This is a genomic window from Rubricella aquisinus (assembly GCF_014199445.1).
Taxonomy (GTDB): Bacteria; Pseudomonadota; Alphaproteobacteria; order Rhodobacterales; family Rhodobacteraceae; genus Rubricella; species Rubricella aquisinus.
Window position 1 is genome coordinate 293396 of the sequence record NZ_JACIJS010000005.1, and the last position, 25617, is coordinate 319012.

At 60.8% G+C, this 25617-nt stretch carries 25 protein-coding genes and 1 pseudogene; 15 read left to right on the top strand and 11 right to left on the bottom strand.

The genetic code is table 11. The features are described 5' to 3' along the window. Both FHS89_RS10085 and FHS89_RS10090 read right to left on the bottom strand, forming a co-directional pair. Nucleotides 1-5112, bottom strand: coding sequence for a beta strand repeat-containing protein (locus FHS89_RS10085; protein WP_184011190.1), 5112 nt, complete (start codon nucleotides 5110-5112; stop codon nucleotides 1-3). Nucleotides 5113-5440: 328 nt separating this feature from the next. Next, nucleotides 5441-7030, bottom strand: a complete 1590-nt coding sequence (locus tag FHS89_RS10090; protein ID WP_184011192.1) for a bifunctional metallophosphatase/5'-nucleotidase — start codon at nucleotides 7028-7030, stop codon at nucleotides 5441-5443. Between the two features lie 295 nt (nucleotides 7031-7325). Between FHS89_RS10090 and FHS89_RS10095 the strand changes: the two genes are divergently transcribed. The 3 genes from FHS89_RS10095 to FHS89_RS10105 all read left to right on the top strand — a co-directional run bounded on the left by FHS89_RS10095 (nucleotide 7326) and on the right by FHS89_RS10105 (nucleotide 10231). After that, nucleotides 7326-7781 (top strand): hypothetical protein, encoded by a 456-nt coding sequence (locus FHS89_RS10095; protein ID WP_184011194.1) that lies wholly within the window; start codon nucleotides 7326-7328, stop codon nucleotides 7779-7781. A gap of 681 nt (nucleotides 7782-8462) precedes the next feature. Next, nucleotides 8463-9833, top strand: a complete 1371-nt coding sequence (locus tag FHS89_RS10100; protein WP_184011197.1) for an aminotransferase — start codon at nucleotides 8463-8465, stop codon at nucleotides 9831-9833. Between the two features lie 2 nt (nucleotides 9834-9835). Then, on the top strand, nucleotides 9836-10231 hold the full coding sequence (locus FHS89_RS10105) for a GFA family protein (RefSeq protein WP_184011199.1): 396 nt from the start codon (nucleotides 9836-9838) through the stop codon (nucleotides 10229-10231). On the opposite strand, the gene FHS89_RS10110 is transcribed toward FHS89_RS10105, so the two are convergent. Beyond that, nucleotides 10185-10859 (bottom strand): DUF2161 domain-containing phosphodiesterase, encoded by a 675-nt coding sequence (locus FHS89_RS10110; RefSeq protein WP_184011201.1) that lies wholly within the window; start codon nucleotides 10857-10859, stop codon nucleotides 10185-10187. The genes FHS89_RS10105 and FHS89_RS10110 overlap by 47 nt on opposite strands. Nucleotides 10860-10951: 92 nt before the next feature. Between FHS89_RS10110 and FHS89_RS10115 the strand changes: the two genes are divergently transcribed. The 8 genes from FHS89_RS10115 to FHS89_RS10150 all read left to right on the top strand — a co-directional run bounded on the left by FHS89_RS10115 (nucleotide 10952) and on the right by FHS89_RS10150 (nucleotide 15511). Next, a complete protein-coding gene (locus tag FHS89_RS10115; RefSeq protein ID WP_184011203.1) occupies nucleotides 10952-11212 on the top strand; it encodes a DUF7218 family protein in 261 nt (86 codons plus the stop codon). Further along, nucleotides 11209-11544, top strand: a complete 336-nt coding sequence (locus tag FHS89_RS10120) for a DUF3140 domain-containing protein (protein WP_184011205.1) — start codon at nucleotides 11209-11211, stop codon at nucleotides 11542-11544. Before FHS89_RS10115 ends, FHS89_RS10120 begins: the two co-directional genes overlap by 4 nt. A 54-nt stretch (nucleotides 11545-11598) precedes the next feature. After that, nucleotides 11599-12540, top strand: coding sequence for a DMT family transporter (locus tag FHS89_RS10125; RefSeq protein WP_184011207.1), 942 nt, complete (start codon nucleotides 11599-11601; stop codon nucleotides 12538-12540). A 32-nt stretch (nucleotides 12541-12572) separates the two neighbouring features. Then, nucleotides 12573-12908, top strand: a complete 336-nt coding sequence (locus FHS89_RS10130; RefSeq protein ID WP_184011209.1) for a DUF952 domain-containing protein — start codon at nucleotides 12573-12575, stop codon at nucleotides 12906-12908. After that, nucleotides 12905-13936 carry a quinone-dependent dihydroorotate dehydrogenase gene (locus FHS89_RS10135; RefSeq protein WP_184011211.1) on the top strand — a complete coding sequence of 344 codons (1032 nt, stop codon included), beginning with the start codon at nucleotides 12905-12907 and terminating at the stop codon, nucleotides 13934-13936. Before FHS89_RS10130 ends, FHS89_RS10135 begins: the two co-directional genes overlap by 4 nt. Nucleotides 13937-14080: 144 nt before the next feature. Beyond that, a complete protein-coding gene (locus tag FHS89_RS10140; RefSeq protein WP_184011213.1) occupies nucleotides 14081-14815 on the top strand; it encodes a heme ABC transporter permease in 735 nt (244 codons plus the stop codon). Further along, a complete protein-coding gene (gene ccmD, locus FHS89_RS10145; RefSeq protein WP_184011215.1) occupies nucleotides 14812-14973 on the top strand; it encodes a heme exporter protein CcmD in 162 nt (53 codons plus the stop codon). The genes FHS89_RS10140 and ccmD overlap by 4 nt, the downstream gene beginning before the upstream one ends. Beyond that, nucleotides 14966-15511, top strand: a complete 546-nt coding sequence (locus tag FHS89_RS10150) for a DsbE family thiol:disulfide interchange protein (RefSeq protein WP_425502787.1) — start codon at nucleotides 14966-14968, stop codon at nucleotides 15509-15511. The genes ccmD and FHS89_RS10150 overlap by 8 nt, the downstream gene beginning before the upstream one ends. Here the strand turns inward: FHS89_RS10150 and FHS89_RS10155 are convergent. The 4 genes from FHS89_RS10155 to ftsY form a co-directional block, all read right to left on the bottom strand. Next, nucleotides 15508-16212 carry a hypothetical protein gene (locus FHS89_RS10155; protein ID WP_184011217.1) on the bottom strand — a complete coding sequence of 235 codons (705 nt, stop codon included), beginning with the start codon at nucleotides 16210-16212 and terminating at the stop codon, nucleotides 15508-15510. The two genes, FHS89_RS10150 and FHS89_RS10155, sit on opposite strands and share 4 nt — an antisense overlap. After that, the gene (locus FHS89_RS10160) at nucleotides 16213-16815 is read right to left on the bottom strand and encodes a septation protein A (RefSeq protein WP_184011219.1); all 603 of its coding nucleotides are present in this window, start codon (nucleotides 16813-16815) and stop codon (nucleotides 16213-16215) included. Between the two features lies 1 nt (nucleotide 16816). After that, nucleotides 16817-17722, bottom strand: coding sequence for a DMT family transporter (locus FHS89_RS10165; protein WP_184011221.1), 906 nt, complete (start codon nucleotides 17720-17722; stop codon nucleotides 16817-16819). A gap of 90 nt (nucleotides 17723-17812) precedes the next feature. Continuing rightward, nucleotides 17813-18805, bottom strand: coding sequence for a signal recognition particle-docking protein FtsY (gene ftsY / locus FHS89_RS10170; RefSeq protein WP_184011223.1), 993 nt, complete (start codon nucleotides 18803-18805; stop codon nucleotides 17813-17815). A gap of 147 nt (nucleotides 18806-18952) precedes the next feature. Here ftsY and FHS89_RS10175 point away from each other — a divergent pair, with 147 nt between their 5' ends. Next, nucleotides 18953-19924 carry an HpcH/HpaI aldolase/citrate lyase family protein gene (locus FHS89_RS10175; protein ID WP_184011225.1) on the top strand — a complete coding sequence of 324 codons (972 nt, stop codon included), beginning with the start codon at nucleotides 18953-18955 and terminating at the stop codon, nucleotides 19922-19924. Nucleotides 19925-20143: 219 nt separating this feature from the next. Here the strand turns inward: FHS89_RS10175 and FHS89_RS10180 are convergent, their stop codons facing one another. From FHS89_RS10180 to FHS89_RS10195, 3 genes and pseudogenes are all read right to left on the bottom strand, one after another. Continuing rightward, nucleotides 20144-20587 carry an AraC family transcriptional regulator gene (locus tag FHS89_RS10180; protein ID WP_184011227.1) on the bottom strand — a complete coding sequence of 148 codons (444 nt, stop codon included), beginning with the start codon at nucleotides 20585-20587 and terminating at the stop codon, nucleotides 20144-20146. 97 nt (nucleotides 20588-20684) lie between these two features. Further along, nucleotides 20685-21526: pseudogene (locus tag FHS89_RS10190) on the bottom strand (AraC family transcriptional regulator). Nucleotides 21527-21592: 66 nt separating this feature from the next. After that, nucleotides 21593-22048, bottom strand: a complete 456-nt coding sequence (locus FHS89_RS10195; protein WP_221229370.1) for a GNAT family N-acetyltransferase — start codon at nucleotides 22046-22048, stop codon at nucleotides 21593-21595. A 122-nt stretch (nucleotides 22049-22170) separates the two neighbouring features. Here FHS89_RS10195 and FHS89_RS10200 point away from each other — a divergent pair, with 122 nt between their 5' ends. After that, a complete protein-coding gene (locus FHS89_RS10200) occupies nucleotides 22171-23127 on the top strand; it encodes an acetyl-CoA carboxylase carboxyltransferase subunit alpha (RefSeq protein ID WP_184011233.1) in 957 nt (318 codons plus the stop codon). Between the two features lie 186 nt (nucleotides 23128-23313). Here the strand turns inward: FHS89_RS10200 and FHS89_RS10205 are convergent, their stop codons facing one another. Beyond that, nucleotides 23314-23898: a Pr6Pr family membrane protein gene (locus FHS89_RS10205; protein WP_184011236.1), complete on the bottom strand. Its 585-nt coding sequence runs from the start codon at nucleotides 23896-23898 to the stop codon at nucleotides 23314-23316. Between the two features lie 118 nt (nucleotides 23899-24016). Here FHS89_RS10205 and FHS89_RS10210 point away from each other — a divergent pair, with 118 nt between their 5' ends. Both FHS89_RS10210 and lysA read left to right on the top strand, forming a co-directional pair. Further along, nucleotides 24017-24334 (top strand): DUF2834 domain-containing protein, encoded by a 318-nt coding sequence (locus tag FHS89_RS10210; RefSeq protein WP_184011320.1) that lies wholly within the window; start codon nucleotides 24017-24019, stop codon nucleotides 24332-24334. 5 nt (nucleotides 24335-24339) lie between these two features. Further along, nucleotides 24340-25614 (top strand): diaminopimelate decarboxylase, encoded by a 1275-nt coding sequence (lysA, locus tag FHS89_RS10215; RefSeq protein WP_184011238.1) that lies wholly within the window; start codon nucleotides 24340-24342, stop codon nucleotides 25612-25614. The last annotated feature ends 3 nt before the right edge of the window (nucleotides 25615-25617 follow it).

Consider the following 25617-nt stretch of genomic DNA (forward strand, 5'->3'; position numbering starts at 1 on the left):
TTACTGCGCCTCTTGGGGCCCTTCGCCACCGCCGATCAGCACACCGAACGGATCAAGGATCGTCGGGTCACCGAACGGTGCCGGATCGAACACGAAGTCCTCTTCCTCATCCCGGATCAGTTCCGAAGAGGACGAGTTCCGGGTGAAGATATCGACGGCCTCGCCGGAACCGGCAGTGTCGATGATCTCAAGGTCGAGCCCGGCAACATCCGTCCGATCGCGCGGGATAACGTTGATCGCTTCGATCTTCGCACCGTAATCCTGCTCGATCCGCCGTGCCACATCACCGAAGCCGGTGGACGTGGATGCACTGTCAGAGATGAAGTAAACCTTCGTCTGACGTGCCGCCGGGGAGTTTTCGAGGTAATCCGCGACTGCTTCAAGTGCGAGCGTGTAGTTGGACCCGCTGCCGAGCGGCACATCCATGCCCTCCAGCACCGTATCAATGAACGCATCGTCAGATTCGTAGTTGCCGAAATCCTTTACCGTCTCACCGAAACCGAAGATCTGAGACCGCACAATCGTGCCGCCACGCTCCTCGGGCGTCAGGCCCGTGATGTCGATCGGCGTACCGTTCGCGTCAACCTCACCCTGGTTGATGAAGCTGAAATCACGATCCGGGCTGAGCGCCGTGAACTCGTCAAAGGCAACGTCGCGGTTTTCGGACACAGATTGCGACATGCCGAAGGTGAAGCGGATCGCCCAGTCAACAAGCTGGTTTACACCATCTTGGTTACCGAAGATATCTGCCGTCCGACCGGTGAAGTTGTTCTGCGCCAGCATGGACACCGAGTTATCAATCACGAAGACCATGTTGATGATCTCTTCCTCAAGCGGGGAGACACTATCATCCATGCCATCAATCACGATGGTTGCCTGCGCCGTGTCGGTGCCGCCATTGCCATCCGACACCGTGTAGGTGAAGGAAACCTGGTCGACTTCTCCCGTGTTCAAGTCCTGGAAGTTCTCACCCGGCTTAAAGGTGAATGTCCCGTCCGCACGAAGCGTCACGACACCCTCACGGCCCGTTCCCAGATCGGAGATGACGTTGATGTTAAGGCTGGTGTTCGCCGCCAAGCCATCAATGGTGAGCACGTCGGAAAGATCCTCGTCCTCATCGTTGAACAGCACATTGCCAGAAACAGCGGAGTCCTCATCGGTCCGGTAATCCGGATCGTTCAGCGCGGTCGGCGGCTCGTTCACACCATCGACGTTGATCTCAAGTACAGCCGTTGAGGTGCCGCCATTGCCATCGGATATGGTGTATTCCACCGCGAAGGTTTCGGTTTCGCCTTCTGCGATACCAACCGTGTTGATCTGCGTGAAGGTGAACGAACCATCCGCATTGAGGGTGATATCCGCCACATAGAAGCCACCAGCAGGATCGGGCAGCAGCACGCGCTGGGTTTCACCCGGCACCTTGCCATTGCCAAAGCCGATCACAGTCAGTGCGTCATTCTCGGGATCAGTGTCGTTCGGCAGAACGTTGCCGGACACAGAGCCTTCGACGCCAACGGTCTTCTGACCGACGGTGAACCCGTCATTCACAGCCGTCGGGCCGTCATTCGCACCCACGAAGGTGATCGTGACCGTTTCGGTCGCGGTGCCACCATTCCCGTCATCGGCGGTGTAGGTGAAGGTCACCGTGTCGGTGTCGCCATCGCTCATCGCGTTGAGGCCCGCACCCGGCACTGCCGTGTAGGAGCCATCCGCATTCACGGTGACAAGTGCCGTCGCGCCATTCGCCGTCGCCACAGTGACGGCAGAGCCGATGGCCGCGCCCAGCGATGTGGCGGTCACGGTCAGCGTGTCGCCATCCGCGTCGGCAGAGCCTGCCAGCACGTTGCCAACAGCGGTGGTGTCCTCATCCACGGTCTGAGCAATCGCAACCACTGTCGGCACATCGTTCGTGCCCGTGATCGTGATTTCAAGCGTGGAGGTGATCTGCGCACCATTGTTGTCGGTGATGGTGTAGGTCGTCAGGAACGAACCAGTTTCACCGGCAGCAAGCACTTCCGCATCCGCGATAACCGCCGTGTAGGAGCCATCTGCCGCGAAGGTCACGGTGGCCGTCATGGCCGCGCCACGCTCGGACAGGCCGTTGACAACCACAGAGCCAGTCGCCACATCCGCGCCGTTTACGGACACAAGAGAGATCGTGTCGTTCTGATCCGGGTCAGAGTCGTTGTCGAGCAGGTTGCCGGACACAGACGGTGCGTCTTCGGTGGTGGTTGCGGTATCCGCAACAGCCACGGGGCCGTCATTCGTTCCCTGAATTTCGACCGTGACGGTGCCGTCACCAAAGCCGCCATTCCCGTCCGTGCCGGTCACGGTGAAGGTGAGGCTGTCGGTGTCACCGACGCTCAGCTCATTCATCTGTGCACCCGGAACAACGGTGAAGCTGCCATCCGCGTTCACGGTGACTTCGACCGTCCGGCCGCCATCGGTGGTCGCCGTTACGGTCTCCCCGATGTTGCCAAGGGAAGAGCCGGACAGGCTCACCATGTCGCCGTCGATATCGGACGCGCCAGCAAGCGCGTTGCCGGTCACGGCGGTGTCTTCGTCGGTGACAAAGCTGGTGTTGGCCAGAACCGGGCCATCATTCGCGCCGATAATCGTGATCGTCAGCACGCCGCGATCGGTCCCGCCATTGCCATCGGAAATTCCGTAAGCCGTGGAAATCTCGACCGTTTCGCCTTCGGACAGCGTGTTGGCCGCCGGGATGTTCAGGGTGTAGTTGCCCTGCGCATCGAAAGAGAGCGTCCCCGTGATCGCCTTACCAGCGGAGGACACGCCAAGCACCGGCACATCAATCAAGCCGGGTGCAATCAGGCCGATATCGGTCAGGGTCAACACATCGCTGGTGTCCGGATCGGAGTCGTTTGCCAGCACGTTGCCGGTGAACGGGATGTCGTCCTCACCAATGGTGACAAAATCGTCAATCGCGGTCGGGCCATCGTTCTCGCCTTCGAACACGATGACAACGGTGCCCTCATCGGACGCGCCGTTCCCGTCTTCTGCGGTGAAGGTGAAGGTCAGGCTGTCGGTTTCACCCACGGCGAGACCGTTCAGGTTGCCTTCGGGATCAACCGTGTAGCTGCCATCGGCATTCACGATCAGGCTGACGGCCACGCCTGCGGCGGTGGTCGCCTGAAGCGTTGCGCCAACCGCACCAAGGGAGGTGGAGGACACGGTGATCGTGTCACCATCTTCATCCGTTGCACCCGCCAGCACGTTGCCGGACACGGCCACATCTTCGGGCGTGGTCACGGAGGTGTCCACGACGACCGGTGCTTCATTGTCGGACAGGCCTTCGATGGTGACGGTCACTTCGCCAGTCTCAAAGATCGGCTCGACCACATCTTCACCAACGCTGTAGACCAGATCGTCAATCGCGCCGGAGCCCTTGAGCACAACAATCATGTGCGTGACGTCTTCGCCGTTCAGCGCGACCTCGTTGATGGAATTGTCACGGCCACCGGGCACCCACTGGGAGCCGGTTTTCTGCCAGTTCTCATCATAAAAGCCGATCCAGACGCCTTCTTCGTTGTCGATCAGCGTGAGGGAGGACACATCCGCCGGCTCGTCAAAGGTGAAGCGGATCTCGCCACCCTTTGCGTTGTCATCCGGGTTCCGGCTGTTGCCGTTCTCAGAGATGATCAGGATATTGTCCTGCGTGGACGTGCGCAGATCACGATCCCCACCCGTCGGGTTGTTGGAGTCGAAGATCATCGCCTCGTTATGCTTGCGCGCCTTACCGTACCCTTTCACCGAGACGGACACGCCATCAAACTGATTGGTGATCACATCGCCGGCCTTCAGCTCGGTGCGGCTGGATGCACCATCATCGGCAAAGCCGTCGCTGTTGCCGCGCGTACCATTGCTGTTACCGCCGCCTTTACCGTTCGGGTTTTCACCAGCGTTGCCGACGCCCTTATCATTGCCGGGGTTGCCATTGGCTGCGCCTTCGATCACGGCATCGGAGGTCTCAAAATCAATCGTCTTGGTGACTTTGTTCGACACAACCTGCTCACCGGCCACGATGGAATAGCTGAACTGGAGCTGATCCAGCTCACCTTCTGCCATGTCGTTTGCGTCCGGGCCGGGGGTGAAGGTATAGGAACCATCGGCCTGCACCAGGAGGGTGCCGGTGTAGCCGCCTTCGGTCACGACAGCCGTTTCCACACCAAACTCAACGGTCTGACCGTTGAAGGTGATGAAGGCGAGTTCGATATCGTCGCCATCCGCGTCAAACGCAGCGTCCAGCACGTTGCCGCTGATCGGCGTGTCTTCGTCAGTGACGACAGCGAGGTCATTTGCAACCGGCGCATCATCCACACCGGTCACGGTGATGGAGATGGTGGAGGTTGCGGTGTTCCCTTGGGTGTTCTCAATCGTGTAGGTCAGCGTCACGGTTGCGGTTTCGCCTTCGGCAAGAGCCGCGAAATCGCCCGCATCGTCAAAGCTCACATTGCCGTCCGCGCTCACCAGAACGCGCCCGCCTTCCGGCAGGTCGATCCAGACGCCAACCATCTCGGCAGAGCCGTCGATGGACTTCACGACGATCGCTTCGCCGTTGTTGGAGTCGTCATTCTCAAGGATGTTTGCAATCGGGGAGGCATCAATCTCACCCACTGTCACCCCGAGGACATCGGCAACAGCAGTCGGATCCACGTCCACCGCACCGGCGCCAAGGCAGCCATAGTGCAGCGATCCACAATCATTGTAATAGCAAAGCGCGGTGAGGGTCACGCCGGTCGCTGGGGTCCGACCATAGAAGGTGAAGTAGTCATCGCAGGAGCCGGAACCTTCTACCTCGATCAGGTAGTAGATTTTGCCGTCGCTGCCGCGCATGACGAAATACCCTTCCCAGTAGGCATTGCCCACATCGGTCCATTCGCCATTCTCGAAAACCTTGCCCGGCTGCCAATCGGTGCCACGCTCGTTGCGGCCGCGATCCCCCGCGAGGCCAGCATCGTTGTCGTACACATAAATCTCAGCGGTGGCGCCGGAATAGGTGAAGCTGTCACCCACGCCGAAATTGCCGTCGGCGGCAATCGCGTCTTCATTGATCGCGGAGAAACTCTTCCAGCTGTACTTGCTGCGTCCCATGATCTCACATTCCTCGTTTGGCCCATTACGGGCTGTCCCCTTCAAACTGGAGCGTCACTCATTGCGCCTACCAGCCGATCGAATGCGAAGCCCCCACCTGCACGCGATCTAGTTAGCCAATGAAATAAGGCATCCCGCCTGAACTTCATAGCGTTTTGGTAGGAGCAGATTCGGGCGGGATTGGGGCGGAACAGCGTCCAATTCTGGCAATTCGGGCGGCTAACGTGAATTCCAGCAACCACAGGTTGCAATGCCGCCGCGTCACCAAAAAAAAGCCCGCCCCTGATCGCGTCAGGGGCGAGCGTTGTGAATTTACAACAATTTCACATCAATTTTGGGAAATACGCCCATCGGTGTAGGGCGTGTAGGTTCCACTCGCCTCAAGGTAGTCTGCGACCACCTGCTCAAGGCCCGGGCCAAAGTCATAGGCATTGATCGCCTGATCCCGGAACATGGCGTAGCCATCGCCACCGTTTCGCATGTAATTGTTTGAAACGACGCCATAAATTGCGTCCTCATCAATCGCGGTCCAGCCAGAATCGCCCATCACTTCGACCGAGACGATTCTCGACCCCGGCGCAGCGGCGGCATCCCAGACGAAGCGCAGGCCAGACACCTGCGGGAACCGGCCCGCGCCATCCTCGACGCGACTCACCCCGTTCTCCAGCGCCGCAATCACGGCAGAGCCGGGCAGTTGGAAGGTCGCCAGCGTGTTCTGGAATGGCAGCACGGTGAGCACTTCACCCATCAGGATTTGCCCCTCATCAATGGAGGCACGCAGGCCGCCACCGTTTTGGATCGCGATGGAAATACCCTGATCCTTCACCCGCTCCAGCATGGCATCAGCAACAAGATTGCCCATGGCGCATTCCATCGCCCGGCACACGCTGCGATCCCCTTCGATCGCTGCCGAAGTCATTGAAACAGGCTGGTTTTTCAGCTCCTCAATCGGGGCCGCCATTTCCGCGACGCGCGCGCTGATCGCCGGGTCGGGAACGACCGACGCGTCAAGCAGGATCGTGTCGCCATAGGCGTCTTTCACCTCGCCCGCATCGTCGAATTCCAGTGTCAACTCGCCGACGAATTTGGAATACGCATAGGCCTGCACGATGGGCACAAGCTCCCCATTCGGGCCAGACGCCCAATAGGGATAGGCCACGTCCGCATCCGGCGAACGCCCGAACCACGTGTGCGAATGCCCACCGACAATCGCATCAATGCCGGACACGTTTTGCGCAATTTCCAGATCCTTGGCAAAGCCCACATGGGTGACGGCGATGATCTTGTCGATGCCCTGCGCGGTCAGTTCTTCAACCTGCTGCTGAAGGCTCTCGATCTCGTCGGAGAACACGACACGCGGGCCGGGGCTGGAGGTTTCCACCGTATCGGTGGCCAGCGCTGTGACGATACCCACCTGCTCCCCACCGACGCTGAGGACGGCAGTGCGCCCGACCTTCCCGTTCAGCTCGGGATCTTGCGACACGCTGAGGTTACCGGACAGAACCGGGAAAGACACCGCGTCGATGAACCGGCCAAGTGCTGCGGGGCCATCGTCGAATTCGTGGTTGCCGACCGCCATCGCGTCATAGCCGATCGCTTCCATAAACTCGGCTGCCGCCGCCCCCTTATAGGTGGTGTAGAACAGCGAGCCCTGGAACGGATCACCCGCATCGAGCACGAGGATATTGTCATGCTCGGCGCGCAGTTGATCGACCATCGTCTTGATCCGTGCGGCCCCGCCAAAGCATTTGCCTTCCGCGTCATCCTCGGCATTACAGGTGCTGTCGAAGCGGTTGATCGGCTCTATCCGGCTGTGAACGTCATTCGTATGCGCAATGACGAGGGTAAAGTCGGCCAGCGCCGCCCCTCCCATCATCGTCAACGCGGTCGTTGCCGCCAAAAGGCTGGATGCTCTCATCAGATTGTCTCCTTGAAGGTGTTGGACTGTGCCGGATGCTGAGACCCAAAGCGATTCAAGTCAACGCGGACGCGACGTAGCCGTCGCAAAAAGGCCACGCCGCACATCGATCACTTTCACGCATAATTTACGCCTCAAAGTATTGACCAGATCATTTCACCATGAAACCGTGGCAACGGCATAAATGTTTAGCGCCTCCAAATCATTGGCGCACCGAGAGGGTTGGCTTGTTGAAGTGTTCTCCCAGACTAAGTCGGACGAAATAAATAGATTTCTAATATAGGTAATCTTTCAGATGTTTAAATTACACGCACCTAGGTATATTTTAGCAGCTCTTGGGATTGGCATACTCTCAGCCTGTGCAACAAGTGATGTTTCCGGGACCGCACAGATTGATGAAACCTTCTCCGTTAACACGCTTGGTTGGGGCGGGGATGACGGCGCAGCGATATTCACAAAAGCACAACCCACCGCCGACGGAATGACCCTACTCTGCGCTGCGGCACGCTACACGCCTGGAGCCAACAACGGGCGTGTTACCAAAGAGTTCCTCGCGAAGACCAGTTTGCAAACAGAAGATGGCGGCGTGATCACACCGAACTTGAGTTTCGCCTCAATCCGCTCGGTGTCCAATCCAAACTCAGTCAGTGGGCGGGCTGCGCATTGCACAAATCTAGAGGTGGAATGGCAACCAGAGTTCGGCAATGAGCATGAAATCGTTCTCATAGGTGGCAACCGTGTCCGTTTCTGATGCGGCCAGCGGACCACCCTCTTGGCAGACATCAAATCCACGCGCCGCCTTCTCGCAAACGCACAATGCACCCAACGAAATGGGACGGGACCTCAACCAACACCCAAACAAAAATGAAAAGTAGTTCGAGATGAGGATGAAAACACTTGCCGCGGCAATGCCTATGGCAGCCTGTGACACGGTCGAGTCGACCTGATCCGAGCCCATCACCGATGCCCATAATGTGCCGCCAATCAGATGGGGAGACGGCGTCAGAACCGTCGTTTTCACCAAGACGCGGAGGGACGAAGCCAACATGACTGAGCTTTGCATCGCGACGTTTCATTCACCCGGTAACATCGTCGGTCGGTTCTCGTGCGAGTTGCTGGTGCGCAGCGACCTGCAGACAATAGATGATCAGGAGATTACGAAGAACATCGGTTTCTCTCCTCTAACCTCCCAAGCGGACCCGGAGCGCCCCTCTGATCAATTTGCCGATTGCTTTCTGCTCGATACACGATGGGACAACGCATTCGCTGGTAAGCCTCGGGGCGTCGTGCGCGGTGGACGGGGTTTCCAACTCTAACCTATTGAATTCTCTGGCAGGCGCTTGACCTGCAAAAAGCGCCTGTCGCCCCCCTTGCCAAGCCGGGTCATATGGATGCACCGTGGGTGCAATTTGTACCCTAGGGGAGAGCCACGATGACCGTCCTGACCAATATGCAGACCCGCGATGTCGAGGCCCTGCTGCATCCCTACACCAATGCTGTCACCCTGCGCCAAACCGGGGCCCATGTGATCGAGAGCGGCGAGGGTGTCTATGTCACGGATGCCGACGGCAAACGTTATATCGAAGGGATGGCCGGGCTGTGGTGCTGCGGCCTTGGCTTTGGCGATGCGGAACTGGTGGATGCGGCCAAGCAGCAGCTTGATAAGCTGCCCTACTATCACCTGTTCGGCGGCCGCTCCCATGAGCCGGCGATCGAATTGGCCGAACGGATCAAGGATTTGATGCCGTCCATGGCGCGGGTGTTTTATCAATCCTCCGGCTCTGAGGCGAATGAGACCCAGATCAAGCTCGCTTGGTATTACAACAACGCGCGTGGCCGCCCCGAAAAGAAAAAGATCATCAGCCGCGTGCGGGGCTATCACGGGGTGAGTATCGTATCCGCGAGCCTCACCGGCCTGCCCTATAACCATAAATCCTTCGACCTGCCGGTGGACCGCATCCACCACACCTCAAACCCGCACCACTGGCGCGAGGCCCATGAGGGCGAGAGCGAGCGTGATTTCTCCGCCCGGCTGGCTGCCGAACTGGAGGAGATGATCCTCGCCGAAGGACCGGACACCGTTGCAGCCTTCATCGCGGAGCCTGTGATGGGCGCAGGCGGCGTCATCGTCCCGCCCGAAGGATACTTCGAGGCGATCATGCCGGTGCTGCACAAATATGACGTGCTGTGCATCGCGGATGAGGTCATCTGCGGCTTTGCCCGCACGGGCGAATGGTTTGGTCACCAGAAACTGAATATGCAGCCCACCAGCGTGAGCATGGCCAAGCAGCTCACGGGTGGCTATGCGCCGCTCTCTGCCGTGGCGATCAATCAGGACATGGCCGACGCTATTGAGGCCCATTCGGGAGAGATCGGCATCTTTGGCCATGGCTTCACCTATGGCGGGCATCCGATGGGTTGCGCGGTTGGTGTAGCGGCTCTCGACATCTACAAACGGCGCAACATTTTGGGCCATGTGCAAAGCATCGAAGCGGGCTTCCAGCGCCGCATCCGCTCCTATGCCGATCATCCGCTGGTGGGGGAGGCACGGGGCATCGGGCTTTTGGGTGCGCTGGAACTCAGCCCCGGCGGCAAGGCGATGTTCGACCAACCCGGCAAAGTAGGCGCGAGGCTCGCCGCCGAACTGGTCAAGCATGGCGTGATCCTGCGCGCCATCGGCGACACGCTGGCCTTTTGCCCGCCCATGACGATCACCGAGGACGAATTGGAGGAAATGTTCGCCCCCATCGAGACCGCCCTCGACGCCACCCACCATTGGGCCAAGGCGGAAGGGATGATGTAGGCGTGTCTGATCGCGGACGCTGCCTATGCGGTCGTGTCGCGTTCAGCTTTGATGCGCCGCCTTCATGGGTCGTGAATTGCCATTGCGAAAGCTGTCGGCGGGCCACGGCGTCGCCCGTCACGACCTTTGTGGGCGTCCCATGGGGAGCATTCGAATGGACAGGGGAGGAACCAAAAGAATACGCGTCCTCCCCCGGTGTGACGCGCGACTTTTGCGGGACATGCGGAACACCAATGTTCTTCGCGGACGAACGGGATCGCGACAACATTCACCTGTATGTCGCCACGCTCATGGACCCCAACGCCATCCCACCCCAAGCGCATGTGCATACGGAAGAAGCGCTTGAATGGTTTACGATTTCTGATCACCTGCGCCGGTTTCCGGAGGCCGGGCAGTAGCCCGCCTCCCCGCCTTGGTCAGTCCGTAGATGCCAATGGCGACCCGCTCGAACCAGCCGTAATGGTTATCCGCCATAAGTCGCGTCGCGTTCGGCACGCCGGAGGATTTGGCAACGACCGCCCCTTTCAGTGGCCCATCCGCCAGCACCTGCGCACAGCGCAGCGCATCTTGCCTGTAGGCCGTCATCAGCCCGACGCGCGTTTGACCGCCCCTGTTCGGATCACCCTCCAGCCGCTGAAACTCGCGCAACAGGCGGGTGCGTTTCGCCTTTGACTTGCGCGGCGCATAGGGGCCCGGGTCCAGCATCACCTCCGCCACCCCATCGCGCAGCCGCACGGTGATCAGCCCCAGCCCCAGCCGGCGACACAACGCGGCATTCGCGCGAAAAGCCTTCCCGCGATGCCCGCCTTTGGGCCGAGGCACGGCAAGATAGACATGTTCCGTCACCGCCAGCCGCGCGATCCCCTGATGAAACAGGGCAAGGGAAAAGGCGGTCTTGATCTCAACAATGACCATGGCGTCACCGCGCAGGGCCACCACATCGGCAGCCCCAATTTCGCCTTTGACCTCATACCCTTGCGCTTCCAAAAGCGCCTTGATCGCCGGGTAAAGATCACTCTCTTGCATCGCAGCGTTTACCATCCCCTTTGCTACCGCGCCCGCAGCCATGATGGAACCCGCCCCAGCGCAGACCCGTTATCCAGCGAAAGGAGGACGATATGGCCGATCATGGCAAAGCGATCAAAAACGACGATACCTATGAGGCCCTGCGCGACAAGGGATACGGCAAGTCCAAAGCCGCCGCGATTGCGAATGCGCAAGCAAATGACGACATGAACCCGTCCGAAAAGGGCGGCAAGCGCCCCCCTTACGAGGACTGGTCGCTCAACGACCTGCGCAAACGGGCGCAGGAATTGGGCATCACCAATCGCTGGGACATGCGCAAAAACGAACTGATCGAGGCATTGCGAAACCAATGAGCAAATCACGAGACGACATCTGGGACGAATGGCAAAAGCTCGTCAACATGGCCCCGCAGGAACTGTCCGACTGGCTCGATACGGATGAAAGCCATGCTGTTGGCGACAGTGACACAGGTGAGAGCACTGGCCACAAATCCGGCCGTAAGATCGTCAAGATCAAGCGCACCAACAAAGACGACCTGACCGAAGAGCAATGGTCCCATATGGGCAAGGTCGTTGGCTACATCAATCGTCACTTGGCACAGGGCGGGCCAGAGAGCGGCGTGAAAGACAGCGCATGGCGCCATTCCCTGATGAACTGGGGCCATGATCCCCTCAAATCTGCATAGCGGCATTGCGCCCACGGCGCTGGACAGGCGCGGCCCGGTCAGCGATGCAGGGGAATGTCTGAGCCGATCACATATGCCAATCCGCTGCGCGGCATCGCGTTCAAGGTCATCGCCGTGGCCCTGTTCATGGCGATGGCCACCTGTATCAAGGCGGTCGCCGATCATGTGCCGCCCGGCCAGACGGTGTTTTTCCGCTCGCTCTTTGCCATTCCGGTGATCCTGATCTGGCTTGGCCTTGCGCATAATCTGCGCGACGGGCTGAAAACCGCGAACCCGATGGGCCATTTCTGGCGCGGGCTTGTGGGCACCACCGCGATGGGCCTGTCCTTTGCGGCCCTTGGCCTTTTGCCGCTGCCCGAGGTGACCGCGATCGGCTATGCCGCACCGCTCCTTGTGGTGATCTTCGCCGCGATGTTTCTGGGGGAGGAGGTGCGCCTCTTTCGCCTTTCAGCGGTGGCATTGGGGTTGGTGGGCGTGGTGATCGTCCTGTCCCCGCGCCTGTCGGTCTTGCGCGATGGTTCCGCCACGGACACCGAAGCGCTTGGCGCGCTCCTGATGCTGATGTCAGCGGTGTTCATGGCGCTGGCGCAAATCTTTGTCCGCAAACTGACCCTGACGGAGAAGACGCCTGCGATTGTGTTCTGGTTTTCGGTCTCGGCCTCCAGCCTCGCCCTGCTGACGATCCCGTTCGGCTGGGTCATGCCCACTGGCGGTGAATTCGCCCTTTTGATCCTTGCGGGACTTTTGGGCGGCGTGGCGCAGATTTTCCTCACGAACAGCTACCGCATGGCCCCGGCCTCCGTGATCGCGCCGTTTGAATATGTGTCCATGCTGATGGCGCTTGCCGTTGGCTACACGCTGTTTGACGAGGTGCCGACGCGCACGATGCTGATCGGGGCGAGCCTTGTGATGGCAGCGGGCCTGTTGATCATCTGGCGGGAGCGGCAATTGGGCATCCGCCGTGGATCGCGCCGCGCGCTGACGCCACAGGGTTGACCCGCGCAGCACTTCACGGCACATGACGGCCCATGATGATTTATAAGATTTTCCGGGCCGATGAATGGGCCGCACTCCAGCGTGACGGGCAAACCGAGGGCGCGCCCATCGACCTTGCCGATGGCTATATCCACTTCTCAACCAAAGAGACGGTGGCGGAGACGGCTGCCAAATATTTTGCCGCGGCTGAGGGGCTTGTCCTGCTCGCCGCGGACCCCGACACGTTCGGTGCCGCCCTGAAATGGGAGCCCGCGCGCGGCGGCGTGCTGTTCCCGCATCTCTATCGCAGCCTGACCATGGCGGATGTGGCGTGGGTCGCGGACCTGCCGCTTGGGCCAGAGGGTCACATTTTCCCGGATCTGACATGACCCTTGAGCAAATCGGCCTGCCGCTCCTGCGCGCCTTTGACCCTGAAACGGCCCATGGGCTGGCCATTCGGGCACTGCGCGCAGGCCTTGCCCCCCAGCCCGGCCCGGTCACGTCCGCGCGGCTTGCAACCACGGTGGCGGGATTGCACCTGCCCAACCCGGTGGGCCTTGCCGCCGGGTTCGACAAGAATGCACAAGCCGTCCAGCCGCTCCTCAACGCGGGATTTGGCTTTATCGAAGTGGGTGCCGCGACCCCGCGCCCGCAACCCGGCAACCCCAAACCGCGCCTGTTCCGGCTGAGCGAGGATCACGCCGCGATCAACCGGTTTGGCTTTAACAATGACGGGATGGAGGCGATTGCCAAACGGCTGGAGGCCCCTCGCACCGGCATTCTCGGCATCAACCTTGGGGCAAACAAGGACAGCGCCGACCGGGCGGTGGATTTCGCGACCGTGCTCTCGCGCATGGCGCATCTGGTGGATTTCGCCACTGTGAACGTGTCCTCGCCCAATACCGAAAAGCTGCGCGATCTTCAGGGCCCTGCCGCACTCTCCGCCCTGTTGGAGCGGGTGATGGCGGTGCGCGGGACAACCCCGGTCTTCCTCAAGATTGCGCCGGACCTTACCGATCAGGACATCGCGGACATTGCGCGCGTGGCGCGGGATGCGGGCATTCAGGGCATCATCGCGACCAACACAACGCTGAACCGCGATGGCCTCACCAGCCCCCACCGGGTGCAAAAGGGCGGCCTGTCGGGTGCGCCCTTGATGGACCGTGCAACAGAAGTGCTGCGCCAACTCTATACCGAGACGGATGGCACCATTCCCCTCATCGGCGTGGGCGGCATCGCCTCCGGCGCGGATGCTTATGCCAAGATCCGCGCGGGCGCCTCTGCCGTGCAACTCTACACGGCCCTTGTGTTTCATGGCATTGGCCTTGCGGCCCGCATCGCGCGTGATCTGGATGCGCTCCTGCAGGCGGATGGGTTTGCGCATGTCAGTGCAGCCATTGGCGCGGACCACACATAATTCACTTTCTCCAAATATGCCTAGCGGGGTGAATGGCGGGCGCAGGCCCGCCAGAGGGGGCGGCAATGAGCCCCCTTTGCCCGCTATCAAAACCGTGACACGCCGCCGCTGGACGCGCCCGCTGCCGCAGGATACATCTGGCCTATGTCGTTTTGGGAATTTGCAAATCCGGTCCGATTCAACCGTCTGGCCACCCGCACCCTGCCTTGGCTTGCCGGGGCGACCGCGCTGTGCCTTGGGATTGGCCTGATCTGGGGCTTTTTCTTCACGCCTGACGATTATCAGCAGGGCTCCACGGTCAAGATCATTTATATTCATGTCCCCTCGGCAATGATGGCGATCAATGCGTGGTTCATGATGTTTGCCACCTCGCTTGTCTGGCTCATTCGCCGCCACCATGTCAGCGCGCTCGCCGCGCGGGCGGCGGCCCCGATTGGCGCGGTTATGACGCTGATCGCACTCTTTACCGGGGCGATCTGGGGACAGCCGATGTGGGGCACCTATTGGGAATGGGATCCGCGCCTCACGTCCTTCATGGTGCTGTTCATCTTCTATCTGGGCTATATCGCGCTTTGGGAGGCGATTGAGGATCCGGACAAGGCCGCCGATCTGACGGCCGTCTTGTGCATGGTGGGCAGCGTTTTCGCGGCCCTCTCCCGCTGGGCCGTGCAGTTCTGGAACCAGGGCCTGCATCAGGGCGCGTCCCTGTCCCTCGATAAGGAGGAGAACGTGGCGGATGTGTTCTACTTCCCGCTTCTGGTGTGCCTTGCGGGCTTCGTGCTTCTGTTTGTCACGCTTGTCGTCCTGCGCACCCGGACCGAGATTAGGGCAAGGCGCGCCATGGCGCTGATGCAACGCGAAGGGGAGCATTCCGCATGATCGACCTTGGACCTTATGGCTTTTATGTCCTGTCCGCCTATGGCGTGACTCTGACCCTGATCGCAGCCCTCGTGCTGCAATCTGTCCGCCGGTCCGAAAAGGTCCGGATCGAGCTGGAGGCGCTTGAGGCGCGGCGGGGGCGCACCCCGCGTGGCTGAGGAAAAGCAAAAGGTCAGCCGCCTTGCCTTTGCCGTGCCAGCGGTGTTTTTCGCGCTCGTGGGCGTGTTTGTCTGGGGGCTGAACAATTCGTCTGAAGAATTGCCGTCAACCCTTATCGCGCAAACCGCGCCGCCGCTCACGCTGACCCCCCTTGGCACAAGCCCAACGCCCACCGATGCCGATTTGCGCACGGATGGGGTGAAGATCGTGAATTTCTGGGCAAGCTGGTGCGCGCCCTGCCGGGTGGAGCATCCGATCCTGATGGACCTTGCCGCGGAAGGCATCCCGATCATCGGCGTAAACTACAAGGATCAGCCCGAAAACGCGCTTGGCTTCCTCAATGAGCTTGGCGATCCCTATGCGCAGATCGGCGCCGATGCGAATGGGCGCAATGGTATCGAATGGGGGCTATATGGCGTGCCGGAAACTTTCGTGATTGATGGCGACGGCAATGTGGTCCTGCGGTTTCCCGGCCCCGTGACGGAAAGTGTGCTCAACAGCCGCATCCGCCCCGCGATCGAAGAGGCGCGGCGCTAAACCCCGGCCACCCGGAGCCACATCGCATCCAGCGCATCAAGAGCGGCAACGTCGAAACGATCCGCCTCCAGCCAGTATTGTCCTGACGGGACCATATAGCCCAGCGCGGCCTCTCGTGCCAAAGGGGCCGCCGGATCAAAGCGGCCCGGCGTCACTGCATCCAGTTCCGCCAAACCCGCCCGTGGATAGACAAGCCTGCTCTCATCCGCTTCGGACAGATTGACCATCGCGCATCCCTGCATTGCCGCTATCACCATCAGCCGCGCGGATTTCGCCTCCAAGGAGCGTAAGGTGATATCCTTTCGCAACGGATCGGCGGTGCCGGTGCCATAGAAATGCGTGTCCTGATCCGGCTCATAGACCATGTCGCAGCCCACCGTCGCGATCAGCGATGGCTTGAGCGCATGAAGTGCCCAATAGGCCGCCGTGAAGGCCATGGTCCCCCCGGCATACACAAACCCACCCAGCGCGTTTTGCGCCGGAACGTAATCCCGGTCGGAAATGATGATCTGCTCTGACCCCAGCAGGGGCGGCAACCGATCGAGCGGGAAATCGCCCGCATGGACCAACACGTCCCAATCGGGCCGCACGCGCCACGCGTTGTTGATCACAACGATGTGGCTGAACCCGTCCCGCGCCCAATCCCGCGCGGCCACGACATTCGGGCCGCTGCCCAGAAGAAGGACACGATTGCCCGGCACCTAGCCCGCGTCCTCGTCGATCATATGCTTGCGCAACAGCGGAAACTGCGTGGCAAGGAACAAGAAAGTCAGGATCATCTGCCCGAATGTATCAAGCCAGATCCAGACCTCTTCGGAAAAGCCGCGCCAGATGATTTCGTTGAACACCGCCATGAAGGCGAAGAAAAACACCCAGTTGCGGGTGAATTTCATCCAGCCTTCGTCATCCAGCGCCATCGTCTCCCCCATCAGGTATTGCAGATAGGAGCGGCCTTGCACGAACAACCCGACGCCAAGGATAAAGGCAAACATGCCATAGACTACCGTTGGCCGCATTTTGGTGAACGTGTCATCATTGAGCCAGACGGTCAGCCCGCCAAACACAACCACGATGATCGCCGTGAACACCGCCATACGCGGCAGCGTCCGTGTCAGCGACCAACTGACCGCCATGGAAACGAGCATCAGCGGCACAAACACCATCGTCGCCGCAACGACCCCGCCATATTCCACGCCGCCCAGCGTGATCCCGTCAGAGAACCGCTGATAGGCGAAGAAATACACGGCGACCGGCCCAATCTCCAACAGGAGTTTCAGCAAGGGGTTAATCTGCTTCTCGGCCATGTCAGCCTCCAAATTCCACAAGCACTGCGCCCAGTGCAATTAATGCCATAAGCCCCGCGCGCAATGGCCCGACCGGCTCTTTCAGCACAAACCAGCCAATCAGGGCGGCAAAAACGGTCGATGTTTCGCGCAAAACTGCCGCCTCCCCAACGGAATCGAGCCGCGTGGCCAGCATCACCGCGCCAAAACTGCCCACAGCGACCAACGCCCCAAACGCCCCCTTGCGCAGCAACGGCCCCGGCGCTGGCCGATCCGCCATCCGCCGCCAGCGCACGAGCGCAATCCACGGAAACACGAACAACCCATCCACCACGAAAAACCAGACAAGGAATTGCAATGGATCGGCGGTCAGCCGGATGCCCCACGCGTCATAGGTGGTGTATCCTGCGGTGGTCAGCCCACCGATGAAAGCAATGATCAGGGCATTCTTCAGCGCGGCGCGCCCGATCTTCTCCCGCGCGAGATTGACCAGCGCAAGGCTCAGGATCGCCCCGGACAGCAGCGCCACCCCTGCCCATTGCATCGGCTCGAACACCTCACCGAACACCATGTAGGCAAAAATGACCGTCACAAATGGCGATGTGCCCCGCACCACCGGATACACGACCGTATAGGCCGCGCGGCTATAGGCCATCGCCATCAACAGTTTATAGACCGTGTGGATGATCAGCACGCCAACAAGGATCAGCAAAAGCTGCCGGTCAGGCAGCGGGAAAAAGATCAGCGCAACAGGCAGCGCCGCCGCACCGTAGAAGATATCAATCGCACCCCGCGTCAGCCACGGGTCATAGCGCCCTTTTTGAAGCGCACCAAAAAGCGCATGCGCCACGGCAGAAAACAGCGCCAGAAACATGGCAAGCTGCGCACCAGCGGGTGTCCCGTCGATGGAGATGATGAAGTCAGACAAGCGGCACCGATACGCTGCGGCAGGCCAGCGCCCGCTCCGCCGGCCATCGCTCGCGCTGGGACAACCGCCCCGGCAAAACCTGTTCGAGGCTCACTCCTCAGCCGCCCCGGTCAGCGCCTTGGCAAATTCATCGGGATCGAAGGGGGACAGATCATCAATCTGCTCACCCACCCCGATCGCATGAATGGGCAGGCCAAACCGATCCGCAAGGGCGACAAGCACACCACCTTTCGCGGTGCCATCAAGCTTGGTCATCACAAGGCCCGATACATCCGCGACCTTCTGGAAAATCTCCACCTGCCCGAGCGCGTTTTGCCCGGTCGTCGCATCCAGCACCAAGAGGGTGTTATGCGGCGCATCTGGATCTTTCTTGCGGATCACGCGCACGATTTTGGCAAGCTCCTCCATCAGATCGGCCCGGTTCTGCAACCGCCCCGCCGTGTCGATCATCAACAAATCGGCACCCTCGGCCTCTGCTCGTGTCATGGCCTCAAAGGCGAGCGACGCCGGGTCGGAGCCTTCGGGCGCGGTCATCACCGGCACCCCGGCCCGCTCCCCCCAGACCTGCAACTGCTCGACAGCGGCCGCGCGGAACGTATCGCCTGCTGCGATCACCACCGATTTGCCCGCCGCGCGGAATTGGCTCGCGAGCTTGCCGATGGTCGTCGTTTTGCCCGACCCGTTGACGCCGACGACCAGCACGACCTGCGGTTTCTTGGGATAGATCGGCATGGGGCGCGCCACCGGCTCAAGGATTTTGGTCACTTCCTGCGCCAAGAACCCTTTCACGTCCTCTGAGGTGACCTTTCGGCCATAGCGCCCTTCAGCCATGTTCGCTGTGACCTTCAGCGCCGTGGACACGCCCATATCGGCGGTGATCAGCAACTCCTCCAGCCGCTCCAGCATCGCGTCATCCATCACCCGGCGCGGTGCATCGGCGCGGCCCATGGCGCGGGCGATCATGCCGGGCTTTTCCGCCGGGCTGTCCTCCGCCGGGGCCTGCTCGACAATATCATCCAACCCTTCGGACAGTTTTGATGAGGACCGTGTCAGCCGATCGCGCAATTTGCCAAAAAAGGACATGGGCATTCTCCTAAACCTGTCCTCGTATCTAGCGATGCGCGCAGGAAAGGGGAAGCGCCTTCGCAGATGCAGCAAAACCGCTTGACGCTGACCGCGCAACATTCTATCCGATATGGAAATCAACACGACATTTCCTTGCGAGGCACCATGAGTTTTATCGTCCAACCCCAGGCCCCCGCCCGCCCGAACCGCTGCCAGCTTTTCGGCCCCGGCTCCCGCCCCCAGATTTTCGAGAAAATGGCAGGCAGTGCGGCCGATGTGATCAACCTTGATCTGGAGGATTCGGTCGCACCGGGGGACAAGCCGCAAGCGCGCAAAAACATCATTGAGGCGATCAACGACATTGATTGGGGCAATAAGACCCTCAGCGTGCGGATCAACGGGCTCGACACCCCCTATTGGTATGCCGATGTGGTGGAAGTGCTCGAACAGGCGGGCGACCGGATTGATCAGATCATGATCCCCAAGGCTGGAAACGCAAAAGACATCTACGCGGTGGACGCCCTTGTGACGGCCATCGAGGCCGCCAAAGGCCGCACAAAACCTGTCGGTTTTGAGGTCATCATCGAGACGGCAGCGGGCCTTGCCCATGTGGAGGAGATCGCGGCCTCCTCGCCCCGGATGCGCGCGATGAGCCTTGGGGCGGCGGATTACGCGGCCTCCATGGGGATGCAGACCACCGGGATCGGCGGCACGCAGGCCAATTATTACATGATCGCGGACCATGACGGCGACGCGTCCCGCCCCACTTACCTCGTTGATCCATGGCACAGCGTGACGGTTGCGATCGTCGCGGCCTGCCGGACACATGGTCTGTTGCCGGTGGACGGCCCGTTTGGGGACTTCTCGGATGATGCGGGCTACACCGCGCAGGCAAAACGCTCCGCCACGCTGGGCATGGTCGGGAAATGGGCGATCCACCCCAAACAGGTCGCCCTTGCAAATGAGGTGTTCACACCCTCCGCCGAACAGGTGACAGAAGCCCGCGAAATCCTTGCCGCGATGGAACAGGCGGAAAAGGATGGCGCGGGGGCTGCGGTCTATAAGGGGCGTCTCGTCGATCTTGCCTCCATCCGGCAGGCCCATGTGATCGTGAAACAGGCTGAGATGATCGGCTGACGCTCCCTGCGATTCGGCCGTGGGTCAAGGTCCGAGGAACGAGCGACCTTGACGCGCGGGCGAATCGTGACACCCACAATTGAGCGGGTGATTTGAGGAACAGACCTGTTCCTCAAACACCTCAGCGCAAGGATCCCGTCGCCCGTCACCCCGCGCCAAAGTCGGTCCGCTCTCGGACGAGGGCCCGGTGACGGGCGCAGCCCCCACCGGGCCCTTTTCTCAAATCACGGCCACATGGATTTCGGTGCGCAAATCCCTCTCGGGCACCTGACCGGCAGTGTTCAAATACACTTCCCGCGCAGGCAGCGCGGCGGGCGTCAGGCCCTGTTGCGGCAACACATCCTGAAAGAGCCGCTGATAGACCTCCCGCAACCCCTGATACGGCCCCGTGTGCAGGTAGACGAGGTCACGTCCGGCAGGCAGGCTGACCTCCTCGCAGCCATCGGGCACCGCCCGTCCCGCACTGAGCCGGGTGCAGGCATGTGCGCGCAACGCCTCCTCCGCCACCGTGTCCGGGTCGTCGTGATAGAGCGCCTCCATCGGACCCTCGGGCGGGCAAAGGGCTGCAAGCCGCGCAAAAAGCGGGCCGATCCCCGTATAGGCCCCGTGATGCGCTAGGGCTGCAAAGCGCAACGCGGGTCGTTTTACAATCGTGATCTCCATTTCATTTCCTTTCTGTCTGGAGGGGAGGGTAGACACAGCTCCGCCATGCCCGCACGCGGCAGGGTTCAGGGCATCGCCATGGGTCGAAAATGCGGGGCTAGAGCAGCGGGATATGGATTTCCGTCACCAGATCCGCCGGGGCCACATCGCGTGGCGAGTTGAGGTAGAATTCCATCACTGGCCGGTCCGCTGGCTCCAGATCCTGTTGCGGCAACCATGTGCCATAGAGCCACCCATAGGCCGATGTCAGCCCCGAATAATGCCCCGAAAGGTCATCACCGCATGGCGCGCGGCGGGTATCTCCACGGGCACGAAACCATCTGGCGTTTCCACTGGGCCATCCATCACCACAGCAGCGAGGCTTTCAAGGAACGGCTCCTCAACCGCGCTGGGATCATGATAATAGATGCCAAGCATCGTGCGCGCCTGGCCAAACAATCCGCGCGCGGCGAGCATCGCGCCGAGCCGCTCAAACCCGATGCCGATCTCCATATAACTGCCCCGGTGCTGGATGCCGATCCCGGCGCAAGCGGGCACGTTCCGCACCTCCACCGGAAAGGTCGTTTGATCATCGCGGGCCTGTAACTGGGTGCGCAGGGCGGCGTGCGCATCCCGAAACCGGCCAGGCGGCACCCCGAACGCAGCGGAGAAGGCGCGCGAAAAGCTGGTCGCATCCCCATAGCCGCACGCACCAGCCACGTCCGCGACGCCCGCCCCGTCGCGCAACAGGGCGCTGGCGCGCGTGAGGCGTGCATTGCGCACGGCCTCTGCCACCGTCTGGCCCGTCATCCCGCGAAACACCCGGTGAAAGTGGAACCGGGACAGGCAGGCCACATCCGCCAGATCATCGAGCGACAGGGTTTCTGTCGCGTGTGCGTTGATATGGGCGATCACCCGCAGGATGCGGGTCTCATACTGAGCTTGTCTGGTCTGGGGCATGATGGCTGTCCTTGTGTCCGGTCCAACCTATCTGCCACAGGGCGACCTTGCAGGTCTTGCTGAGTTTTAGCCCATCAGGTGACGGCGGGGTTTGGGGCGCTCCCACATCTGCTCGGTCACGCCGCCCTGCCAGCGGTCCTTTTCATCCTCGCGCACGATCTGGAACCCGGCCTCGATATAGAGTTTCGCGGCGGCATCCAGCCCGGCAAAGCTGGTCAGATAGGTCACCGGAACCGCCCGTTTATCAAGGAATTCGACGCCCCGCTCCATCAACTGCCGCCCCAGCCCAAGCCCCTGCGCCCGATCATCCACAATGAACCAGCGCAAATGCGCGCGCAGCGGCTTTGCCCCGTCGATCACGAGCGATCCGGCCAGCCAATCGCCCTCCCACACGGTCAACAGCAAATCGCGCCGCGGATCGAACCGATCCATGAAAAGGCCCATTTCCTTGGCCAAAAGCGCCTCGAACCCCGCACCGAAATCCCATTTTTCGCCGTAATACCGCATATGCAGCCGGATCATGCCCGCGAGCATTCCGCGCCTGTATCCTTCGACAAACTCCATCGCTGGCCGCCCCTCTTGCATTGCAACAGGCCCATAGGTTGCCCTATATGAAACAAACCTAAAGGGGGATGCAGGCGCCGATGCAAAACTATCTGGACTTCGAAAAAGGTCTTGCGGAAATCGAAGGCAAGGCAGCGGAACTTCGCGCATTGTCCGCCGATGACGCCAAGATGGATATTGGCGATGAGGCCAGCGCGCTGGACCGCAAGGCGGCGACGCTCCTGTCGGACCTCTATGATGATCTGAGCCCGTGGCAGAAAGCGCAGGTGGCCCGCCATCCGATGCGGCCCCATTGCAAGGATTATATCGAGGCATTGTTCACCGAATACATGCCGCTCGCCGGGGATCGGAACTTTGCCGAGGATCTGGCGGTCCTGGGCGGGCTTGCGCGGTTCAACGATCAGCCGGTGGTGGTGATCGGGCATGAGAAAGGCTCGGACACCACATCGCGGATCAGCCGGAATTTCGGCATGGCCCGGCCCGAAGGGTATCGCAAAGCCGTCCGCCTGATGGATCTGGCGGACCGGTTCGGCCTGCCCGTGATCACGCTCGTTGATACGCCCGGCGCCTATCCCGGCAAGGGCGCGGAGGAGCGGGGCCAGTCGGAGGCCATCGCCCGCTCGACGGAAAAATGCCTCACCATCGGTGTGCCGCTCGTCTCCGTGATCATCGGTGAGGGCGGGTCAGGCGGCGCGGTCGCGTTTGCCACCGCCGACCGGCTGGCGATGCTGGAGCATTCAATCTATTCCGTCATCAGCCCTGAGGGCTGCGCGTCGATCCTTTGGAAAGACGCGGAGAAAATGCGCGAGGCCGCAGAAGCGTTGCGCCTCACCGCGCAGGATTTGCACAAGCTCGGCGTCATCGACCGCATCATCGAGGAGCCGACAGGCGGCGCACAGCGCAACCGCGACGACGCGATCCAGCGCGTGGGCCGTGCGATATCTGCGATGCTGGGAGAGCTTGCCGGGAAAGACGCCGATACCCTGCGCAAAAACCGGCGTCAGAAATTCATTGATATGGGCAAGAAGGGGCTTTGAGCACGGCCTTGCGCAAGCCGGTCCAGCGGCCGTCCGAGGTGGCCGCGGGGACAGACGTGCTGCGCGATTTATGTCTCCAAGTCTGCAAACCCGTGTTCTATGACTGCTGTCGAAAAGCGGCCGCCTGAGGGGCGGACGGCCGCTGGACCGGCACCTTCGGCTTGATTCCGGTCCAAATCTGACCAGTTACCGCCCGATCACCCGCCCGACCCCGACCAACATCAGCCCAAGCAGATAGAACAACAGCGCCAGACCCGCGACATTCATCAACGTGGCCACGATCCCCAGCGTTTCCACGTCGATGAAGAAATAGGGATAGATATCCCCCGTCAGCCCCCGGATCATCACATAGATCAGATACCCGACCGGAACGCCGATCCATTTCGCCGGTCCTGACCAGCGCAACCCCTTCTTGTGCGCGATACTGGCCCACCAGATCACCATCAGAATGGGCACGATCGTGTGCAACCCGTGATCGGTGAAGAAATCGAGCGTCCCGAAGGGATGGTTCCGCGCCAAAAGCGCATGATAAACGCTCCCCACCACGATGATATAGGTCGTCAGCGCCGCCGATAGCCCCGCACCGGGCAAACGGCGCGTCACGCTGGCGCGGATGAACACGACAGCGATCAGCAAATTCACGACAATCGTGAAATAGCGCAGCATGTTCCAGATCGTCGTGCCCAGATCCGGCTCCTTGCCCAAGTTGATATAAACCTGCCCAAGAAGGGACAGTGTGGCGATGGTGGCAATCAGGCGTGTGAGCATCATGGGGCGGCCCTCCGGTTCGTTTTTGCCAATCAAGCAGGCGCCGCGCGCTTGATCTAGTCGGGGCAGCGGGCTACGTCGCGTCACCTAAGCCTCAACGAGGAGCTGAACTATGCGCCCCCTGACCCCGCTGCGCCTGACCTACCTTGCCCTGTTCGTGATCGGCACCGTTTTGCCTATGTATTACTTCATTTCGTGGTTCAACGAATTTGGCTGGTCCATCATGGCGATGGCCGAGGCATGGAATGTCAATGACGCGACCACCGGGCTGACTTATGATCTGACGGTCGCAGCCGTGACCCTCACGATCTTCATCATCGCGGAGGCTGTGGTGCGTAAGGATTGGTTGAGCCTCATCGCGATACCCGCCACCTATTGCATCGGGGTGAGCGCCGGGCTACCGCTGTACCTCTTTCTGCGGTCACGCCAACTGGACTAAGCCTCATGGATCATTTCCTTTACAAGAACGGCATGCTTCACGCCGAAGATGTGCCGCTGTCCGAGATTGCAGCGGCGGTCGGCACGCCTTTTTATGTCTACTCCACTGCAACGCTGACCCGGCATTTTCAGGTGTTTGACGACGCACTTGCCGGGATGCCGCATCTGATCTGCTACGCGATGAAGGCCAATTCCAACATGGCCGTGCTGCGCGTGATGGCAAAGCTGGGCGCGGGCATGGATGTGGTCAGCATCGGGGAGTATCGCCGCGCGCGGGCCGCTGGTGTTCCGGGCGAAAAGATCGTCTTTTCCGGGGTTGGCAAAACAGCCGATGAGATGGAATACGCGCTGACCCACGGCATCCGCCAGTTCAACGTGGAAAGCGAGCCGGAGCTGGAGCGCCTCAGCGCGGTTGCAAGCCGCCTTGGGCTTGAAGCGCCGATCACCGTGCGCGTGAACCCGGATGTGGACGCGAAAACCCACGCGAAAATCGCCACCGGCAAGAAAGAAAACAAATTCGGCATCCCGATCAGCCGCGCGCGGGAGGTCTATGCCCGCGCAGCCGCCCTGCCGGGGATCAAGGTTGTCGGCGTGGATGTGCATATCGGCTCGCAACTCACCCAACTTGAGCCGTTCGAGCAGGCGTTCCGCATGGTGCGCACCCTGACCGAGGAGTTGCGCGCCGATGGGCATGAGATCATCCGCCTTGATCTGGGCGGGGGGCTGGGCATTCCGTATGTGAACTCGAATGAGGCACCTCCCCTGCCCTTTGACTATGGTCAGGTGATCCAGCGCACCGTGGGCGATCTGGGCTGCGAGATAGAGATTGAGCCGGGCCGCCTGATTGCCGGAAATGCCGGATTGCTGGTCGCCGACACGATCTATGTGAAAGAGGGGGAGGGCCGCACCTTCCTCATCCTTGACGCGGCGATGAACGATCTGATCCGCCCCGCAATGTATGACGCATGGCATGACATCATCCCGGTGAAGGAGCCCGCCCCCGCGACGGAGCCAGTCACCTATGACATTGTTGGCCCTGTTTGCGAATCGGGGGATACCTTCGCCAAAGGCCGGATGATGGCCCCGGTGGCCGAGGGGGAGTTGGTCGCCTTCCGCTCTGCGGGAGCATATGGGGCCGTTATGGCATCAGAATACAATTCGCGCCCCCTGATCCCTGAAGTTTTGGTCCATGGCGATCAATTTGCCGTGGTCAGGGCCCGTCCGACATTTGACGAGATGCTCAACCGCGATACCATCCCTGAATGGCTGGCGGAGGAATAGCGC

Bases quoted from the DNA above. Each gene is read 5' to 3' on its own strand.
- FHS89_RS10200 (WP_184011233.1), top strand. From the start codon at position 22,171: ATGCAAAACTATCTGGACTTCGAAAAAGGTCTTGCGGAAATCGAAGGC.
- FHS89_RS10125 (WP_184011207.1), top strand. From the start codon at position 11,599: ATGTCTGAGCCGATCACATATGCCAATCCGCTGCGCGGCATCGCGTTC.
- FHS89_RS10115 (WP_184011203.1), top strand. From the start codon at position 10,952: ATGGCCGATCATGGCAAAGCGATCAAAAACGACGATACCTATGAGGCC.
- FHS89_RS10135 (WP_184011211.1), top strand. From the start codon at position 12,905: ATGACCCTTGAGCAAATCGGCCTGCCGCTCCTGCGCGCCTTTGACCCT.
- FHS89_RS10090 (WP_184011192.1), bottom strand. From the start codon at position 7,030: ATGAGAGCATCCAGCCTTTTGGCGGCAACGACCGCGTTGACGATGATG.
- FHS89_RS10205 (WP_184011236.1), bottom strand. From the start codon at position 23,898: ATGATGCTCACACGCCTGATTGCCACCATCGCCACACTGTCCCTTCTT.
- ccmD (WP_184011215.1), top strand. From the start codon at position 14,812: ATGATCGACCTTGGACCTTATGGCTTTTATGTCCTGTCCGCCTATGGC.
- lysA (WP_184011238.1), top strand. From the start codon at position 24,340: ATGGATCATTTCCTTTACAAGAACGGCATGCTTCACGCCGAAGATGTG.
- FHS89_RS10100 (WP_184011197.1), top strand. From the start codon at position 8,463: ATGACCGTCCTGACCAATATGCAGACCCGCGATGTCGAGGCCCTGCTG.
- FHS89_RS10140 (WP_184011213.1), top strand. From the start codon at position 14,081: ATGTCGTTTTGGGAATTTGCAAATCCGGTCCGATTCAACCGTCTGGCC.
- FHS89_RS10110 (WP_184011201.1), bottom strand. From the start codon at position 10,859: ATGCAAGAGAGTGATCTTTACCCGGCGATCAAGGCGCTTTTGGAAGCG.
- FHS89_RS10160 (WP_184011219.1), bottom strand. From the start codon at position 16,815: ATGGCCGAGAAGCAGATTAACCCCTTGCTGAAACTCCTGTTGGAGATT.
- FHS89_RS10120 (WP_184011205.1), top strand. From the start codon at position 11,209: ATGAGCAAATCACGAGACGACATCTGGGACGAATGGCAAAAGCTCGTC.
- FHS89_RS10130 (WP_184011209.1), top strand. From the start codon at position 12,573: ATGATGATTTATAAGATTTTCCGGGCCGATGAATGGGCCGCACTCCAG.
- FHS89_RS10175 (WP_184011225.1), top strand. From the start codon at position 18,953: ATGAGTTTTATCGTCCAACCCCAGGCCCCCGCCCGCCCGAACCGCTGC.
- FHS89_RS10180 (WP_184011227.1), bottom strand. From the start codon at position 20,587: ATGGAGATCACGATTGTAAAACGACCCGCGTTGCGCTTTGCAGCCCTA.
- FHS89_RS10095 (WP_184011194.1), top strand. From the start codon at position 7,326: ATGTTTAAATTACACGCACCTAGGTATATTTTAGCAGCTCTTGGGATT.
- ftsY (WP_184011223.1), bottom strand. From the start codon at position 18,805: ATGTCCTTTTTTGGCAAATTGCGCGATCGGCTGACACGGTCCTCATCA.
- FHS89_RS10085 (WP_184011190.1), bottom strand. From the start codon at position 5,112: ATGGGACGCAGCAAGTACAGCTGGAAGAGTTTCTCCGCGATCAATGAA.
- FHS89_RS10195 (WP_221229370.1), bottom strand. From the start codon at position 22,048: ATGATCCGGCTGCATATGCGGTATTACGGCGAAAAATGGGATTTCGGT.